This is a genomic window from Pedobacter sp. AK013 (assembly GCF_014205835.1).
In the GTDB taxonomy this organism is placed as follows: domain Bacteria; phylum Bacteroidota; class Bacteroidia; order Sphingobacteriales; family Sphingobacteriaceae; genus Pedobacter.
This window is the reverse complement of the sequence record NZ_JACHCQ010000014.1, coordinates 78,285-96,663: the sequence shown is the minus strand read 5'-3', so window position 1 is coordinate 96,663 and position 18,379 is coordinate 78,285. Positions and strand designations below refer to the sequence as shown.

Below are 18,379 nucleotides of genomic sequence, written 5' to 3'. Positions count from 1 at the left end.
CACAATTTGTGATCTTAGAAAATAAACTTGTAAATGCCGAAACAAGAGACATCAATAATTCCTAATGAGGTAATTGTAAACAAAATTTATCTTTTTAGAGGAGTTAAGGTGATGTTAGATTCTGATTTAGCAGAACTCTTTGGTGTTGAAACTAAGCGATTAAAAGAACAGGTTCGGAGAAACATAGAAAGGTTCCCTGAACATTTTATGTTCGAATTAACAAAAGAAGAAAATGAAATCTTAAGGTCGCAATTTGCGGCCTTAAGACACGGACAACATTCAAAATACCTTCCGTTCGCATTTAGCGAACATGGTATTTTGCAATTATCAAATGTTTTAAAAAGTAAGCAGGCGGTAGAAGTAAGTATTAAAATTATTGATGTGTTTGTACAACTTAGAACAATAGTTTTAAGTAATACAGAAATAAGATTAGAAATAGAAAAGATTAAAAAGAAAGTAGACAATCAGGATAAAAATATTGAAGTGATCTTCAGGTATTTTGATGAATTACTGGAACAAAAAGAAAAACCAAGAAAAGAAATTGGTTATAAAATCTCGAAAGAGAAATAATAAATTATAAAAAAAGATTGCTTTGTGCCTCACAACGATGGTAGAAGTATAAAAAATAAAAGAATATCATTAACCATGAGTGAAAAAGTTAAGGTTACGATAGATGGGATAACAGTAGAGGTTGATAACGGAACAACCATTCTGAATGCTGCAAGGCAGATCGGAGGTGATATTGTTCCGCCGGCAATGTGCTATTATTCTAAATTACAAGGCAGTGGCGGTAAATGCCGTACCTGTATTGTAAAAGTGACTAAAGGTTCGGAGAAAGATCCTCGCCCAATGCCTAAGTTGGTGGCTTCTTGTCGTACCACCGTAATGGATGGGATGGAGGTGCTTAACATTACTTCACCAGAAGTTTTGGAAGCACGTGCAGGTGTTGTAGAGATCTTATTGATCAATCACCCTTTAGATTGCCCTGTTTGCGATCAGGCAGGAGAGTGCGATTTGCAGAATTTGGGTTATGAGCATGGTTTGCAAAAAACACGTTATGAGTTTGAGCGCCGTACTTTCGAGCGTATTGATATTGGCGATAAGATCCAGTTGCACATGAACCGTTGCATTTTGTGCTACCGTTGTGTTTTTACTGCTGATCAGATTACCAATAAACGTGTTCACGGTATCTTAAACCGTGGCGATCACTCCGAAATTTCTACTTATATCCAACAGGCTGTTGATAACGATTTCTCAGGAAATGTAATCGATGTTTGCCCTGTTGGCGCTTTAACCGATAAAACTTTCCGTTTTAAAAACCGTGTTTGGTTTACCAAGCCTGTTGATGCACACCGCGATTGCGATCACGAAAAATGCAACGGTAAAGTAACACTTTGGTATAAAGGAGCAGATGTTTTACGTGTTACTGCCCGTAAAGATCAGTTTGGAGAGGTAGAAGAATTTATTTGCAATACTTGCCGCTTTGATAAAAAAGCAACTGCTGATTGGGTGATTGAACATCCAACACACATTGATGATACCTCGGTAATTGCATCTAACCACTACGAAACATTAAAACCTTTGCATGTAATTCAGCCAAATGAGGCATTACAAGCTGCAAATGAAATTGAGTTACATAAAACAGTAAAATACTAATGGATACAGGTTTTATTATAGAAAAATTTATTCTGGTAGCGGTAATTTTCGGTATCAGTTTGGTAATCGCCATGTATTCTACTTATGCCGAACGTAAGGTTGCTGCATTTTTGCAAGATCGTTTAGGCCCGGATAGAGCTGGCCCCTTTGGAATTTTACAGCCACTCGCCGATGGGGTTAAAATGTTTATGAAGGAAGAAATTATTCCTACAACCTCAAACAGGTGGTTATTTATTGTGGGACCTGGTTTAGCATTACTTTGTGCCTGCATTGGCACCGCAGTTATTCCTTGGGGCAATCCGATAGAAATTGGCGGAAAAACTATTCCATTACAAGTTACAGATATCAATGTAGGTGTTTTATATATTTTTGGTGTTGTTTCTCTTGGTGTTTATGGTGTAATGATTGGAGGCTGGGCATCTAACAATAAATATTCATTGTTAAGTGCAATCCGCGCCGCATCACAAAATATCAGCTATGAAATTGCAATGGGCTTATCAATCATTGCTTTGTTACTAGTAACCAACTCTTTGAGTTTAAAGGAAATTGTAAGTAAACAACATGGGTTTTGGGAAAATGGCTGGTTTACATGGTATTTCTTTAAACAACCACTAGGATTTATCATTTTCATGGTATGTTCTTTTGCTGAAACCAATCGTGCACCTTTCGATTTACCAGAGTGTGAAACGGAGTTGATTGGTGGTTACCATACCGAATATTCTTCAATGAAATTAGGGTTTTACCTTTTTGCCGAGTATATCAACATGTTTGTATCGTCTGCAGTAATGGCTACATTATATTTCGGGGGCTTCAATTATCCATTTATGGATCTGGCAGCTACCCATTGGGGCCAGAACTGGGCATCTATTATCGGTGTGATAATTTTCTTTGGGAAAATATGCGGATTCATCTTCTTCTTCATGTGGGTACGCTGGACCATCCCGCGTTTCCGTTACGATCAATTGATGAATTTAGGTTGGAAAGGTTTAATTCCTTTAGCTATTGCCAACATTATAATAACTGGAGTTGTGATTGCGATTATTGAGAAGTTTTAATTATGGAATCATTAAGTAATAAGAAAAAAGTACTGGAACAAAAGCCATTGAGCTTTATGGAAAGGATGTACCTGCCTGCAATTGCCAAGGGGATGGGCATCACCATCAGTCACTTGTTTAAGAAAGAGGCTACTGTAAGATATCCTGAAGTAGAACGCGAATTCTCTACCAACTTTAGGGGGATGCACTCGTTAAAACGTGATGAGAATGGTAGAGAACGTTGCACGGCCTGCGGTTTATGTGCTTTATCTTGTCCTGCTGAAGCCATTACCATGATTGCTGCAGAACGTAAGCCAGAAGAAAAACATTTATACCGTGAAGAGAAATATGCGGCAACTTATGAAATTAACATGTTGCGTTGCATTTTCTGTGGGTTATGTGAAGAAGCTTGCCCTAAAGAAGCAATTTACTTAGACGGACCAATTGTACCTGCCGATTATTTACGTAAAGATTTCATTTACGGAAAAGATAAACTGGTAGAGGCTCCGTTAGAGATGAAAAAATAATTGTTGTCATCCTGAGCCTGGCGAAGGACTAAACAACTAAAATGGCTTTAAGCCCCGTTCCGTAAAACAGAACGAAATATAAATACTGGTTTGTGTAGACGCAAGCCATGGAACATAAACAAAAAACAAATTAATGAGTACACAAGTATTCTATTTCGTAGCCACATTAAGTATCATCTTTTCGCTGCTGGTAATTTTCGCAAAAAATCCGATCCACAGTGTATTGTACTTAATTCTTACCTTTTTTACCTTCACTATTCACTATGTGCTGTTAAATGCACAGTTTTTAGCGGTGGTAAACTTTATCGTTTACATGGGGGCCATAATGGTATTATTCCTTTTTGTACTGATGCTGCTTAACCTGAATAAGGAAACCGAGCCGAGCAAATCACCTTTGATTAAAATTGTAGGTGTTATTGCTGGCGGTTGTTTGGTTGTAACTTTAATCGGTTCTTTAAAATCAGCAAGCATAACAAGCCCATTGATTTTGAAAAACCCAGGTTTAGGATTGGTAGAAAATCTAGGCAAGGAGCTTTTTGGCCCGTTCTTATTGCCATTTGAATTATCATCCCTATTACTATTGGCAGCCATGGTTGGAGCCGTTTTATTATCTAAAAGAGATGAGGTAGAAGCATAATGGAAAATTTAACATCACAACTTCAGGGCGTTCCGCTAAACCACTACATCTACTTAAGTGCCATTATTTTTTCTATTGGCGTAATTGGTGTACTTACCCGTAGAAATGCCATCGTAATTTTTATGTCGGTTGAGCTGATGCTTAATGCCGTTAACTTACTTTTAACCGCATTCTCGGTACATAGCAATGACCCATCTGGACAGGTTTTCGTATTTTTTATTATGGCATTAGCAGCTGCGGAGGTTGCAGTAGGCTTAGCCATTATTGTAATGGTTTACAGAAATACGAAATCGATAGATATTAATGTTTTAAATCGCCTTAAGTGGTAAATATATAATAAGAATGACAATAGAACAATTGATTTGGTTGGTTCCGTTACTTCCTTTTTTAGGGTTTGTAATTAATGGGCTAGGCAGAAACTCTTTATCTAAAGGACTTGTTGGTATCATTGGGAGCGGGGTAATTTTCGCCTCCTTTATTATCAGCGTAGTTATTTTCTTTAGTTTACAAGGCGACACACAAAAATCTCACGAAGTATTTTTATTCGATTGGATCAGCGCGGGCGCATTACACATTCCACTATCTTTCCTGGTTGATCCTTTAAGCTCGATCATGCTTTTGATCATCACCGGAATTGGTTTCCTGATCCACCTATATTCTACCAGCTACATGCACGATGATGCAGGATTCGGTAAGTTTTTCGCTTATCTCAACCTGTTTGTATTCTTCATGCTTTTATTGGTGCTGGGATCGAACTATATTGTCATGTTTATCGGTTGGGAAGGCGTAGGTTTATGCTCGTACCTCTTAATTGGTTTCTGGTACACCAACAGTTCTTATGCATCGGCAGCTAAAAAAGCTTTTGTAATGAACCGCATTGGCGATTTAGGCTTTTTGTTAGGTGTATTCTTAATCTTTACCACTTTTGGTAGTGTAGAATTTGCTAAAGTTTTCCCTCAAGCAGCTAATATGTTGCCAGGCAATGATACGCTGGTTTTAATTACTATTTTATTGTTTATCGGTGCCTGTGGTAAATCGGCTCAATTACCTTTGTTTACCTGGTTGCCAGATGCAATGGCCGGACCAACGCCAGTTTCGGCTTTGATCCACGCGGCAACGATGGTAACGGCTGGTATTTATATGATTGCACGTTCTAGCGTATTGTTCGATCTTGCTCCGCTTACCCAGCACATCATTGCCATTGTTGGAGCGGCTACAGCTTTAGTTGCTGCAATTATTGCTTTAACCCAGACTGACATTAAAAAAGTATTGGCTTATTCAACAGTATCGCAACTGGGGTATATGTTTTTAGGTTTAGGCGTTGGTGCTTATACAGGTTCATTCTTCCACGTATTAACCCACGCATTCTTCAAAGCATTACTGTTCTTAGGTGCAGGCTCAGTAATCCATGCCATGCATCATGAGCAAGATATGCGCCATATGGGCGGATTGAGAAAAAAACTTCCGGTTACGTTTTTAACCATGATGATCGGTACCATTGCTATTGCGGGTTTGCCACCATTTTCGGGTTTCTTCTCGAAAGACGAAATTTTAGCGCATGCATTCCAGGCTAGTCCAATACTTTGGGGAATTGGGGTTTTAACCGCATTCTTAACCGCATTCTATATGTTCAGAATGATGTTCTTGACTTTCTCAGGAAAATATCGTGGAACACATCATGAAGAAAGCCACGTACATGAATCGCCAAAAGCAATGACTTTACCGCTAATCATTTTAGCAATCTTCGCTGCACTTGGTGGAGTAATCAACTGGCCTCATATTTTTGGTGGAAACGAATGGTTGGCACATTGGTTATCAGGTGCAAAAGTTGCACAACATGAATTAGATTTAAGCCATTCAACTGAACTTGCTTTAATGTGTACATCGGTACTTGCAGCCATCATTGCTTTAGGTTATGCCTATAGCAGATATGTAAAAGGAGCACGCGTTCCTGTTGCTGATGAAGCACCACGTTCTGCACTGGCAAAATTATCGTACAATAAATTCTATTTGGATGAGATTTATGATTTCCTGATCACTAAGCCATTAGATGCACTTTCGAAATTCTTTTATAGAATTATTGATAACAAATTTATCGATGGAATTGTAAACGGATTAGGATGGAGCACAAACGAAGCCAGTAAAGGTATCCGCTTGTTACAGAGTGGAAACGTAGGTTTCTATATATTTATGATGGTATTCGGTATCGTCGCATTGTTATTATATACATTTTTATACATATAAAAAGGGTTCAAAATTAAATAATGGAACAACTTTTACTACTTATATTTCTTCCGCTTGTAGGTGCAATTGTTACTGCATTTGCGGGTAAGTCGGCTAAAATAGTTTCGACCATATTTTCGGTTGTCTCTTTAGGTTTGGCTTTGGTTATCGCCTGTAATTTCATTCCAAATGCAAGTACCCAGTTTGAGGTTAATTTGCCATGGATTGCAGATTTAGGTGTCAATTTCCACGCAGGTATTGATGGTATTAGCATGCTAGTGTTATTGCTAACTAATTTATTGGTGCCAATTATTATTTTATCGAGCTACAACCACGAGTATAAAAATCCGGCTGCATTTTACGCCTTGATTTTGTTTATGCAGTGTGGCCTGTTATTGGTATTTACTGCATTAGATGCCTTCTTGTTCTATATCGGGTGGGAGGCAGCATTAATTCCAATCTACTTTATCTGCGCCATCTGGGGAGGAAAAGACCGCATCCGTATCAACATGAAGTTTTTCGTGTATACTATTGCAGGTTCATTATTTATGTTGATGGGTATTATTTACCTATATCTTCAGAATCCAGCACACAATTTTGATATTCAGGCTTTTTATGCCTTAAACTTAGATAGTGCACAGCAGGGATGGATTTTCTGGGCTTTCTTTATTGCCTTTGCCATTAAGATGCCAATTTTTCCTTTCCATACCTGGCAGCCTGATACTTATACTGCGGCGCCTGCACAAGGAACCATGTTACTATCGGGTATCATGTTAAAAATGGGTATTTATGGTGTAATTAGGTGGTTGTTGCCAATTGTTCCGGCTGGTGTTCACGATTGGGGCCAGGTTGTTATTATTTTATCAATCATCGGTATTGTTTATGCTTCGCTCATTGCTTTTACACAAAAGGATGCTAAGCGCTTAGTTGCCTATTCGTCTATCGCTCACGTTGGACTAATATCAGCAGGTATCTTTGCTTTTAACCAGCAAGGCATGCAAGGTGCAATGGTACAGATGTTAAGCCATGGTATTAATGTGGTAGGTTTATTCTTTGTTTTAGATATCATCTTCTCAAGAGTTAAAACTAATAAGATTGAAGAGTTAGGCGGGATTGCAAAAGTAGCACCACAGTTGGCACTTACTTTTCTGATTATTGTTTTAGGCACTGTAGCTTTACCAGGAACGAACGGGTTTATTGGCGAATTTTTGTTGCTAATGGGCGTTTATAATTACGGCATTTGGGCTGCCGCTATTGCAGGGTTAACCATTATTTTCGGCGCAGTTTATATGTTACGCATGTACCAGAACGTAATGCTGGGCGAAACCAAAAGCTTAACCATCACTTTCACCGATATTAAAGGAACTGAAAAATTGGTTCTTTATACCATATGTGCATTAATCATTGTTTTGGGTGTTTATCCAAAACCGGTTCTGCACTTAACAGAGGCATCTGTACAACATTTATTAGAACAGGTAAATCAAAAATTAAACACAGTAAATTAAGCAATGAATATTATTATAACCATTAGTATAACAGCTTTTATAGTGCTTTATGCAGGTTTGTTTAAGGCAAATAAAGCATTATTACCACTTACCGTTGTTGGCTTACTTACTGCACTAGGATTTACTTTTTGTGCATGGAACGGCAATGCTGTTCATTTTGGAATGATGGAGACAGATAATTTCGCCCTGGCATTTTCAGGTATCTGTATTGTGGGTACACTTTTTATCTTTTTATTAACACAGAACTATTTCCACGCTAAAAGCGATAACATAGCTGAATATTATACCTTAATTCTTTTCGCATTAGCGGGCATGATTATGATGGTATCGTATAAAAATATGGCCATGTTATTTGTAGGCTTAGAAATCATGTCGGTGAGTTTATACATTTTGGCGGGTATCCGTAAAAAAGATTTTGCCTCTAACGAAGCTTCTTTAAAGTACTTCTTAATGGGTGCTTTCTCAACAGGCTTCCTATTATTTGGTATCACCTTAATTTATGGTGCTACAGGATCATTCGATTTAGATAGAATCCAGGCTTATTTAGTAAATAGTCAGGCAGTTTCTCCGATATTTTATCCTGGCGTTATTCTAATGATGATTGGTTTAAGCTTTAAGGTTGGTGCTGCTCCATTTCACTTCTGGACACCGGATGTATATGAAGGTGCTCCATCTTTAATCACCACTTTTATGAGTACTGTGGTTAAAACTGCTGGTTTTGCTGCGTTTTTACGATTATTTGCTGGCGCATTTGCACCACTTCACGATTTTTGGGTCGCACCACTTATGGTGATTGTTTGTTTAACCCTATTTATCGGAAACGTAACTGCACTCTTCCAGAAGAACTTCAAACGCATGTTGGCATACTCAAGTATTTCACATGCAGGTTACCTGTTGTTTTCACTAATTGTACTGACCAAAAATTCTGGAAACAACGTATTGGTTTATGCAGCAGCTTATACCTTCGCATCAATCATCGCTTTTGCGGTATTAATATTGGTGAAACAAAAAACGGGCAGCGATAGCTTCGAAAGTTTCAATGGTTTGGCTAAACGGAATCCGTTAGTAGCATTATGCTTAACAGTAGCAATGCTTTCGCTAGCTGGTATTCCGCTTACAGCTGGCTTTATCGGGAAATATTTAATGTTCCTGAATGTAATGACCGAATATAAAACCTTACTTGTTGCATTTGCGGTTTTAAATGCACTGGTTGGCTTCTATTATTACTTTAGGGTAATTGTAGCCATGTGGTTTAAAGATGGCGCAGAAACAGCGCTTTCAACGCCTGCGCAGTACAAAGTCGTTCTGTTGGTTTCTGTTGCAATTACATTAGTTTTAGGTATTTATCCTGCAATTATTTTAAACCTGATATAGGTATGCTGTTGTTTAATAATTATTTGTAGTTTTACGAATAATTGAATATGCACGATTTTTGGAATAACCTGCATCAGCTACTTGATCCCGAGAAATTATTGAGGGAAGGCGGTTTCTATCTGGTTGTATTCGTTATCTATGCAGAAACAGGCCTGTTTTTTGGTTTTTTTCTTCCCGGTGATTATTTGTTGTTTTTAGCAGGAATGTTTGTTGCAACAGGCAAGCTTGATGTGAACATTGCGGTACTCTTGGCTGGTTTATGTATAGCAGCCATTTCTGGAAATTTTACCGGCTATTGGTTCGGGCGTAAAACCGGCCCAGTATTGTATACCAGAAAAGACAGTTTCTTTTTTAAGAAGAAATATTTAAAAGCCGCGGAAGACTATTATCATAAACAAGGTGCCTTTGCATTAATAATGGGCAGATTTGTACCCATTGTTAGAACTTTCGCACCGATTTTTGCAGGGGTTGTAAAACTAGACTTTAAAAAATTTGCTTTATATAATACCGTGGGTGGGGTACTTTGGATCTGTTCCTTAACTTTGCTCGGCTATTTTTTGGGCAGAAGATTTGAAAAAGAAATAAACGATTATTTATTATATATTATTATTGGCTTTATCCTTATTACAACTATACCATTATTAATTACCTTTGTAAAAAGTAAAGTAGTGAGTGGTCCTGAAGAGGATAAAACAGATTTAAATTAAAAATGGCAAAAGACGATCATCACGCGTGGCATAGCGTATCTCCTGGGCACAATGTTCCAGAAATTGTAAACGCAATTATTGAAATTCCAAAAGGTTCAAAAGCAAAATACGAAATAGATAAAGAATCTGGCTTAATTAAGTTAGACAGGGTTCTTTTTTCATCAGTAATGTATCCTGCAAACTATGGTTTTATCCCGCAAACTTATTGCGATGATAAAGATCCGTTAGATATTTTAGTACTTTGTTCAGTAGATGTTTATCCAATGACATTGATTGAAGCTAAAGTGGTTGGTGTAATGCATATGGTTGATAATGGCGAACAGGATGATAAAATCATTGCTGTAGCTGCTCACGATATGTCGGTAAACTATATCAACGATTTAGATGAGTTGCCTCCACACCAAATGAAAGAGATTGTTCGTTTCTTTCAGGATTATAAAGCATTAGAGGATAAAAATGTAACGATCGAACATTTACTTGGTGTTCGTTATGCGCATAAAGTAATTAAAGAAAGCATAGAACTTTATAATACAACATTTAGAGAATTAGCTTAATGGATTTACCCACGGTCTGTTTGTTTTTAAATTTAGAGCTAAGTGCAATACTGCCCACAAACGTAGTTTTGGTTGCTATACAGGAACCCGATACCACTTCTGTAGGTTGGCGATTATTCTTTGCATTATTTTTGGTGTTACTTAACGGATTTTTTGTTGCAGCAGAGTTTGCTATTGTAAAAGTTCGCGCATCACAAATTGAAATTAAAGCAAAAACAGGCAGTCGTGTAGGCAAAATGGCCAAAGGGATTATTCATAATCTTGACGGGTATTTGGCCGCCACACAGCTAGGCATAACGCTAGCATCACTTGGCCTAGGTTGGGTAGGTGAAGGCGTTATGCATACCATTTTCAAAAATCTTTTCGATAGTTTGGAGTGGGGTTTAAGCGATGCTTCTATCCACACTGCTTCTACAATCGTTGCCTTTTCGCTCATTACAATTATGCATATTGTATTTGGCGAATTAGCACCAAAATCTTTTGCTATCCAAAGGCCTGTAGCTACAACGCTTTTCGTTTCTGTACCACTTCAATTGTTTTATGTGGTGTTTAAGCCCTTCATTTGGACGCTAAATAGTCTTGCCGCCATTATCCTTAAGCCATTCGGAATCGACACCTCCAGTGGGCACGAATCGCTGCACAGCACCGAAGAACTTCAATATTTATTGGATCAGGGTAAAGAAAGTGGTGCGTTAGATAATAATGAACATGAGCTGATTAAAAATGTATTCGATTTTAATGAGCGTGTGGTTAAGAATATCATGGTACCCCGAACCAAGATTTCTGGCATTGAGTTAACTTCTCCGAAAGAAGAAGTGATTGATACGATTATTAAAGAAGGATATTCCCGCTTGCCGGTTTACGATGATATTATGGATAAAATTGTAGGGATTATCCATGCAAAAGATATTCTACCATTAGTTGCAGCAGGTAACCAGCACTGGACATTAAACGACATCATCAGAAAACCATATTTCGTTACAGAAACCAAGAAAATTAACGATCTGATGAGCGAGTTGCAAAGTAACCGCATACAGATTGCTATCGTTTTAGACGAGTTTGGCGGTACAGCGGGCATGGTTACCTTAGAAGATATTGTTGAAGAGCTTGTTGGAGAAATCCAGGATGAATACGATGAAGAAAAACCGCTGGTAGAAAAAGTTTCAGATAATGAATTTATTGTAAATGCATTTGCTACAGTATATGACGTAAATGAGCATTTGCCTCACGATTTACCAGAGGATGAAGATTTCGATACCATTGGTGGATTGGTTTCTCACGTTTTTGAACGCATTCCTGAAGTAGGCGAAAGTACGGAATCTTACGGCTACCTGTTTACAATCCTTAAAAAGACGGAACAGAATATCGAAACAATCAAGTTAGAATTGGTGATCAATAAAGCAGATATGGTTGATAATCATTAATTTCAACTATGCATATTTTTTATACACCAGATATAACCCAAAATACCTACACACTTAACGAAGAAGAGAGTAAACACTGTGTTAGGGTGCTTCGCCTTACCGTTGGCTCAATTGTTAACTTAGTTGATGGAAAAGGGGGCTTTTACACTGCTGAAATTACTACCGATAATCCAAAAAAGGTTTCTTTATCTATTTTAAAAGTAGAAACTGAGTTTCATAAAAGAAATCATTACTTGCACATTGCTGTTGCACCAACTAAAAATATCGACCGTATCGAATGGTTTTTAGAGAAAGCTACAGAGTTGGGTATTGATGAAATTACACCAATCATTACCGATAGATCGGAGCGAAGAGTAGTTAAAGAAGATCGCCTGAATAAAGTGATTACTTCTGCCGTAAAACAATCAATTAAAGCTTATCATCCCAAATTAAACGATGCTATTTCTTTTGATGCTTTTTTGAAAGAATCGTTTGATGGCGATAAACTAATTGCGCATTGCATTGATAACGGAGAAAAACAATATATATCTAAACTTGTGGCTCCACATCAAAAATATTTAGTTCTTATTGGTCCTGAAGGAGATTTCACACCTGATGAAGTTAATTTAGCTTTGAACAAAGGCTTTAAAGCATTAACTTTAGGTGATAATAGATTGCGCACAGAAACGGCTGCTTTATCTGTTTGTTTTGAAATCAATTACCTTAACCGATAATCAGTTTGAAGTTTTCAGTTTTCAGTTTTCAGTTTCCCAAATTTCCGACATTGGCTTTAAGCTTTGGCCTTTTAGCTTTAAGTTTTATGCTTTGCGCTTTTATTCCTCCAACCTACCGTATGGCTAAATTAAAGTATAACGGTGGTGGCGATTGGTATGCAGACAGAACAGCTTTACCCAATTTAATTGCATATTGCAATGCCAATCTGAAGACTAATTTTTATGCTGAAGAAAGCATCGTAGAAGTAGGCTCAAAGGAAATTTTTAACTATCCATTTGTTTATATGACTGGCCACGGAAACGTAGTTTTTAACGATCAGGAAATTAAAAATTTGAGGCAGTACCTTACGGGTGGTGGCTTTCTTCATATAGACGATAATTATGGATTGGATAAATTTATCCGCCCGCAGATGAAAAAGGTATTTCCAGAACTTAGTTTTGTTGAATTGCCGGCTAACCATGCATTATATAACCAAAAATTTAAGTTCCCGGGAGGTTTACCTAAAATCCATGAGCATGATAATAAAAGACCCCAGGGATTTGCCTTGATTTACAAGGGAAGAATTGTGTGTTATTACACCTACGAATGTGATTTAGGTAACGGTTGGGAAGATTTTGGTACTTATCCTGAAGATACGCAAGAAACACGGACAAAAGCGCTTAAAATGGGCGCTAATCTGGTTCAATATGCCTTAACTCAATAAGCCATGTATAAAGTAAAAGTAAACGATCAGTTTTTATTCGAAATTGAGAATAAGGATTCAGCTTTTTTAGTAAATGGAGAACAGGTTCAGCTCGATCTAAGTACGCTCGGACATCGCAATACGCATGTTCTATACCAAAACAGGTCTTTTAACACAGAACTTGTTGAAATAAATAAGGCTGAAAAAAACTGTAAAGTAAAGGTAAATGGCAATATTTATCAGATTAACATCGAAGATCAGTTCGACGTTTTGTTAAAACAATTGGGGCTCGATAATTTAACCGCTAATAAAGTTTCTGAGATTAAAGCACCAATGCCTGGTTTAGTATTAAAGGTATTGGTTGAAGAAAACGCCGAAATAAAGAAAGGCGATAACCTGCTTGTGCTCGAAGCGATGAAAATGGAAAATATCTTAAAATCATCAACTGATGGTACAATCAAGAAGATATTGATTAAACAAGGCGATAAGGTAGAGAAAAACCAGATTTTGATTCAATTTAAATAACCCTTTTGTCTTTTTACCATTAAGGTATTAAGGTTGTTTTCCATAGAAAGTTTTAATGCCCTTAACTTCTTAATGGTGAGCTAATATGCTTATATTGTATTCCTTTGCCGCCTAAATACCTAATAAGCCACTAGGTTTAGATTATGTCTATGACTAATCTTAATTCCCTTAACTAAATAATGATAAAATATTCACTAAGAAGCCACCACGCACAAAAAAATAAAATTATAAAGCATAAAAAAGTCCCGATTTAATGTCGGGACTTTCCTTTTTATTTACCTCTGCTTACCCTATAAGGTTTTTGAGGAGGATTTTTGAAATTTCTTTTACCTACAGTACTAATTTCTGGAGCCCCAAGCATCGTCATGGCACAACGGAAACCGACTTCTGCTGATGATTCATCTTGCTGCATAAAACGGCGTGTTGCTGGGTTTAACCAGTAAGCCATATCGTTCCAAGAGCCACCTTTATAAACTCTGGATTTATCGTTTACCAGTGTTACACCTTCTTCGTTAAGCAAAGTATTTTGTCTGTCACGATAACCCCTTTGATCGGCCTGATAGCTGGTTGATGCTACCGGAGATTGTGGATCAGTTGATTTTGAAATCGAATCGGAACGTTTCGCCTGTGCCTGTTTTTCTGCCCAGGTTTGTTTTCTTCCGGCATATGCATTTTCCTTAATAGGATTACCATATTTATCTAATGCAATTTTCCCGCTTTGAGAATCTTCTAGTTTTTTATTGGTGAAGTAGTTACCGCGATAAGGATTAAACGCATCTGCATCAGTGAATGTACCTGTTCTGTACACATCGTTAACCCATTCATTCACGTTTCCTGCCATATTATATAAGCCGAAATCGTTCGGCGCATATTGAATAACCGGAACCGTTAAATCTCCTTTATCATTTAATGAACCGCCAACACCCATATAATCTCCAGGCGCTCTTTTAAAGTTGGCCTGAATCATACCTCTGGTTTTCTTTTTGGCCGAACTAACACCTAAACCATTCCAAGGGTAAATTTTGTTCTGGTTGATGTTCTCATATTCCGTATTGCCAATTAAGCCTAGAGCAGCATATTCCCACTCTGCTTCCGTTGGTAAACGATAAGGTTGCATAATTACACCATCCTCTAATGTTGCAGTTCTTCTTGGCTGACCGTTTTTGCCTCCTGTAGTTGCAGCAGTTCCTCCTGCGGTTGTGGTAGCTGCGCCAGCTTTTGTATTGTAATCAATCGGTGCATTTTTACCTTTATCATCGTACTGGCCGTTTAAATAGGCATCTGTATTAAATGGTTTATCTGGCTTTGGAGTTGCAGCAGCTGTTGTAGCAGTATTGCCTTTTCCATTTCCAGCTAAAGTTTTATAATCAGTTAAAATTCCTTTTTCACGTAGAATAAACTCATTAGCTCTTGAAGTTCTCCATTCGCAGTAACGAGATGCCTGCTCCCATGAAACACCTACAACCGGATAATCACGATAAGCTGGGTGCCTTAAATAGTTATCTACATAAGGCTCGTTATAAGATAATGCACGGCGCCATACTAAAGTATCAGGAAGTTCATTATAATAAAACTCACGATCTTCAGGGTAGTTATATCTGATCCAATGTAAGTATTCTAACCAATCGGTATTAGATACTTCGGTTTCATCCATATAAAAAGATGGCACAGTAACCTGTCTTTTGTAGTTGTAGATATTTGGCTCAACACCTGGCACTTCGATGGCACTACCACCCACTACCAAAACCCCACCTTCAATTGGAATTAAGCCAGGCCCTGGAGCTCTCTTGTATTGAGTAGCTACAGCAAAAGCACCAGATTGGTTGTTTTTACTCTTCCTATCTGCGTAAGGAATACCTGTTTTGCTAGAACTCGCACTTTTTGAGCTACAACTCGAAAGCAAGGCGGCTAATGATAAACAAGTAAAAGAATATAGTAATAGTTTTTTCATATAGTACGTTGGGAATATCGTCCCTATGGGGATTCAATCGATAAAATTAAACAATTTTAAATGAATATATAAATAATGTGATAATAAAATATCGATTATATTTTTGAGTGATAACGTATTATTTTAAAGTGTATTGTGTCTGTTTGTTTTTTAGGTAAATTTAATGCTAAATAATTATAAATAAGGAAGATAAAACATTTGTTTGTGGTGCTTAGGTGTTGGATAATATTAGCCTAACTTAGACATTTCAAAAAATATTTTTATTCTGAATCTGTTTAAATTGAGCGTGTATTTTATTGAAATTTATATTATTAGCGTTGCCGTAAGCCTATAATTTAATCAACTGCAAAATTAGCCTAACGATTAAGGATTTGCAGAGATTGCAAATAAATTATCCATATTTGAGTTTTAAATTATAGCGCTCAAATCGGGTGAATTAAAATAATCGTAATGATATAAGGAGAAAAATGAATTCGATTTATAGCGCTAAGTTGTTATTATCCTTGTGTTTGCGTTTTTTGCAGTCACACCGATATGTAAAAATCGTAGGTTTAATTAGTAAATAATCTTAGAATTCGTAATTTGGTAAAATATAAGGTTTGGTTTTACGTTACAGAATATATTCTCCAGTTATTGCTAAATACCCAAATCTAAAATTACGTACCTTAAAAGGATGAATTTCAAGTACATTAGTAAACTTGCTTTTTCTGCACTCTCAATGGCCTTGGTGTTTGGTAAAACAAATGCCCAAGTAACCATAGGCAATACCCAAACAAACGGTAGCGAGTCGAATAATATTATAACGGCAGTTCCGTTTCTGCTCATTACACCTGATGCCCGCGCCGGAGCTATGGGAGATGCTGGCGTAGCTGTTCCTGGTGATGTAAACTCTTCAAGTATAAATGCCTCGAAACTTGCCTTTTTAGATAAACCTTATGGTTTTTCTATTTCTTACAGCCCATGGTTAAAGAGCTTGGTACCAGATATTAATCTTGCTTACCTGAGCGGATTTTATAAATTAGATGATCGTAACACCATTGGAGCATCATTGAGGTATTTTTCTTTGGGTTCGATTCAGCTAACAGATATTAATCAACAGGACCTAGGGATCTCCAATCCTAGTGAATTGGCTTTTGATGTTTCTTTTGCACGTAACTTTGGTAAAGAATTTTCATTAGGAACTTCATTAAGATATATTTATTCGAATTTAGCTTCAGGTCAGTTTTCATCTTCCGGGCAAGTACACAGCGGAAATGCTGTAGCGGTTGATGTTTCAGGATTGTACAAGACAGCTACTACATTATTTGGTAAACAGGCTATTCTTTCTGCTGGCGCTAATATTTCCAACATAGGAACTAAAATGAGCTATTCTGATGGAGGAGAGAATTTCTTTTTACCTACCAATTTTAAACTAGGGGGAGCGTCGACAATCACGATGGATGATTTTAGTACTTTAACCTTCGCCCTCGATTTTAATAAACTTTTGGTACCAACACAGCCTATATACGATTCGAATAACAAAATCGTAAGCGGAAAAGATCCAAACCGATCGGTTCCTGCAGGAATTTTCGGATCGTTTAGTGATGCTCCTGGTGGTTTTAGTGAAGAACTGAAAGAAGTTGGAATTTCAACCGGATTAGAATACTGGTACAACCAACAGTTTGCCGTTAGAGCTGGTTACAACTACCAAAGTCCAATGAAAGGCGATAGTCGCTATTTTACGCTAGGACTTGGGTTAAAATACAACGTTTTTAACATCGATTTCTCTTATTTAATTGCAAATGCACAGACTAGTCCACTTGCAAATACCTTACGTTTTGGTCTATTGTTTAACTTTGGCGAGAATAAAAGCAAAAGATAAAAAAGATTAAAGCAAATAAACATGAAAATTAGAGTAGGTTTCGGATTTGATGTACATCAATTAAAAGATCAACACCCTTTTGTTGTTGGTGGCGTTACATTAGATCATCATAAAGGTGCTTTTGGCCATTCGGATGCCGATGTTCTTCTTCACGCCATCTGCGACGCACTTTTAGGTGCTGCTAACCTTCGCGATATTGGTTTTCATTTTAAGAATACAGATGATAGGTGGAAAGGTATCAGTAGCATCATCTTATTGAAAGAAACAGTTAAATTGCTGGCCGAAAAAGGATGGCAAATTGGCAATATCGATGCGATGCTTTGTTTAGAAGCGCCAAAAATTAATCCCCATATTCCTGCCATGCAGCAAAATATTGCTGATGCAATTGGAATTTCTACTGAAGATATTTCGATAAAAGCAACAACCAATGAACAAATGGGCTTTATTGGCAGAGAAGAGGGCGTTGTTTCCTATGCTGTCTGCCTGATAGAAAAACCTTAATTAACATTAGAATTTTTTCGAGGTTAAGTAAGAAATCGGCAAGCCAATACAGAAAATTAGAATAACAACATTTAAAATTGCCCTTTCGTAGTGAAATGGTGCAGCTGGTATTTTAGTTAGCGGAACAATTAATAGGGGCATGATGGTCCATACCACAATGCCATAAATTATTCCCGATAGGATGATATTTTTTCGTAGAACAGGCGTTTTTGTTGATGCTATTGTGAAAACCAATGTAAAGCTAAAGGCAATAAAGTAGTGAAAAGCTAATCCGATTAGCGCTGTTTTAATACCGCCGGCAAAAGCTTCTGGTCCCATAATAGCGCTGGAGATGTATTGAAATACCTTCATAAAATTCATCTTTCCTAAAAATATTACTGCTGCCGTTCCATCTAATGTTCCAGCAATAAGCGCAATTAATAAAACCTTTTTAAAGGAAAATGAGTTTTGGTTAGATTTTTCCATTAACAATAATAATGTTTTTTTAAATAGCTTGTTATTAAA

Annotated in this window: 19 protein-coding genes; 17 read left to right on the top strand and 2 right to left on the bottom strand. The window is 37.2% G+C overall.

The genetic code is table 11. The annotated features are described in order from the left end of the window. The first annotated feature begins 33 nt into the window (after positions 1–33). From HDC90_RS11470 to HDC90_RS11400, 15 genes are all read left to right on the top strand, one after another. Entirely contained in the window at positions 34–570 is a 537-nt protein-coding gene (locus HDC90_RS11470) for an ORF6N domain-containing protein (RefSeq protein WP_184466455.1), read from the top strand. A 75-nt stretch (positions 571–645) separates the two neighbouring features. Continuing rightward, positions 646–1,656, top strand: a complete 1,011-nt coding sequence (locus HDC90_RS11465) for a 2Fe-2S iron-sulfur cluster-binding protein (RefSeq protein ID WP_025146330.1) — start codon at positions 646–648, stop codon at positions 1,654–1,656. Beyond that, positions 1,656–2,711 (top strand): NADH-quinone oxidoreductase subunit NuoH, encoded by a 1,056-nt coding sequence (gene nuoH, locus HDC90_RS11460; RefSeq protein ID WP_184466453.1) that lies wholly within the window; start codon positions 1,656–1,658, stop codon positions 2,709–2,711. Before HDC90_RS11465 ends, nuoH begins: the two co-directional genes overlap by 1 nt. Positions 2,712–2,713: 2 nt before the next feature. Next, entirely contained in the window at positions 2,714–3,217 is a 504-nt protein-coding gene (locus tag HDC90_RS11455) for an NADH-quinone oxidoreductase subunit I (protein ID WP_184466451.1), read from the top strand. A 133-nt stretch (positions 3,218–3,350) separates the two neighbouring features. Then, positions 3,351–3,854, top strand: coding sequence for an NADH-quinone oxidoreductase subunit J (locus HDC90_RS11450; RefSeq protein ID WP_184466449.1), 504 nt, complete (start codon positions 3,351–3,353; stop codon positions 3,852–3,854). Further along, positions 3,854–4,183, top strand: coding sequence for an NADH-quinone oxidoreductase subunit NuoK (nuoK, locus tag HDC90_RS11445; RefSeq protein WP_055908793.1), 330 nt, complete (start codon positions 3,854–3,856; stop codon positions 4,181–4,183). The genes HDC90_RS11450 and nuoK overlap by 1 nt, the downstream gene beginning before the upstream one ends. Before the next feature lie 19 nt (positions 4,184–4,202). Continuing rightward, positions 4,203–6,098 (top strand): NADH-quinone oxidoreductase subunit L, encoded by a 1,896-nt coding sequence (nuoL, locus tag HDC90_RS11440; RefSeq protein WP_184466525.1) that lies wholly within the window; start codon positions 4,203–4,205, stop codon positions 6,096–6,098. A gap of 20 nt (positions 6,099–6,118) precedes the next feature. Continuing rightward, positions 6,119–7,582 carry a NuoM family protein gene (locus HDC90_RS11435; RefSeq protein WP_184466447.1) on the top strand — a complete coding sequence of 488 codons (1,464 nt, stop codon included), beginning with the start codon at positions 6,119–6,121 and terminating at the stop codon, positions 7,580–7,582. 3 nt (positions 7,583–7,585) lie between these two features. Beyond that, positions 7,586–8,956, top strand: a complete 1,371-nt coding sequence (locus HDC90_RS11430) for an NADH-quinone oxidoreductase subunit N (protein ID WP_184466445.1) — start codon at positions 7,586–7,588, stop codon at positions 8,954–8,956. Positions 8,957–9,003: 47 nt separating this feature from the next. Beyond that, entirely contained in the window at positions 9,004–9,663 is a 660-nt protein-coding gene (locus HDC90_RS11425; RefSeq protein WP_167296299.1) for a DedA family protein, read from the top strand. A gap of 2 nt (positions 9,664–9,665) precedes the next feature. Beyond that, positions 9,666–10,217, top strand: coding sequence for an inorganic diphosphatase (locus tag HDC90_RS11420; RefSeq protein WP_025146339.1), 552 nt, complete (start codon positions 9,666–9,668; stop codon positions 10,215–10,217). Next, positions 10,217–11,641, top strand: a complete 1,425-nt coding sequence (locus tag HDC90_RS11415; protein ID WP_255497612.1) for a hemolysin family protein — start codon at positions 10,217–10,219, stop codon at positions 11,639–11,641. The genes HDC90_RS11420 and HDC90_RS11415 overlap by 1 nt, the downstream gene beginning before the upstream one ends. An 8-nt stretch (positions 11,642–11,649) precedes the next feature. After that, a complete protein-coding gene (locus tag HDC90_RS11410) occupies positions 11,650–12,354 on the top strand; it encodes a 16S rRNA (uracil(1498)-N(3))-methyltransferase (protein WP_184466443.1) in 705 nt (234 codons plus the stop codon). 86 nt (positions 12,355–12,440) lie between these two features. Further along, the gene (locus HDC90_RS11405; RefSeq protein WP_184466522.1) at positions 12,441–13,058 is read left to right on the top strand and encodes a DUF4159 domain-containing protein; all 618 of its coding nucleotides are present in this window, start codon (positions 12,441–12,443) and stop codon (positions 13,056–13,058) included. A gap of 3 nt (positions 13,059–13,061) precedes the next feature. Further along, positions 13,062–13,562 (top strand): acetyl-CoA carboxylase biotin carboxyl carrier protein subunit, encoded by a 501-nt coding sequence (locus tag HDC90_RS11400; protein WP_184466441.1) that lies wholly within the window; start codon positions 13,062–13,064, stop codon positions 13,560–13,562. A gap of 271 nt (positions 13,563–13,833) precedes the next feature. On the opposite strand, the gene HDC90_RS11395 is transcribed toward HDC90_RS11400, so the two are convergent. Further along, the gene (locus tag HDC90_RS11395; RefSeq protein WP_184466439.1) at positions 13,834–15,513 is read right to left on the bottom strand and encodes an SUMF1/EgtB/PvdO family nonheme iron enzyme; all 1,680 of its coding nucleotides are present in this window, start codon (positions 15,511–15,513) and stop codon (positions 13,834–13,836) included. A 673-nt stretch (positions 15,514–16,186) separates the two neighbouring features. On the opposite strand from HDC90_RS11395, the gene porV reads away from it, so the two are divergent. Together porV and ispF are read left to right on the top strand one after the other, a co-directional pair. Beyond that, on the top strand, positions 16,187–17,374 hold the full coding sequence (gene porV, locus HDC90_RS11390) for a type IX secretion system outer membrane channel protein PorV (RefSeq protein ID WP_184466431.1): 1,188 nt from the start codon (positions 16,187–16,189) through the stop codon (positions 17,372–17,374). 21 nt (positions 17,375–17,395) lie between these two features. Further along, complete coding sequence (gene ispF, locus HDC90_RS11385) at positions 17,396–17,875, top strand: 2-C-methyl-D-erythritol 2,4-cyclodiphosphate synthase (RefSeq protein ID WP_108197423.1); 480 nt, start codon at positions 17,396–17,398, stop codon at positions 17,873–17,875. Between the two features lie 6 nt (positions 17,876–17,881). Here the strand turns inward: ispF and HDC90_RS11380 are convergent, their stop codons facing one another. Then, positions 17,882–18,340, bottom strand: coding sequence for a DUF1440 domain-containing protein (locus HDC90_RS11380; RefSeq protein WP_184466429.1), 459 nt, complete (start codon positions 18,338–18,340; stop codon positions 17,882–17,884). Between the last annotated feature and the right edge of the window lie 39 nt (positions 18,341–18,379).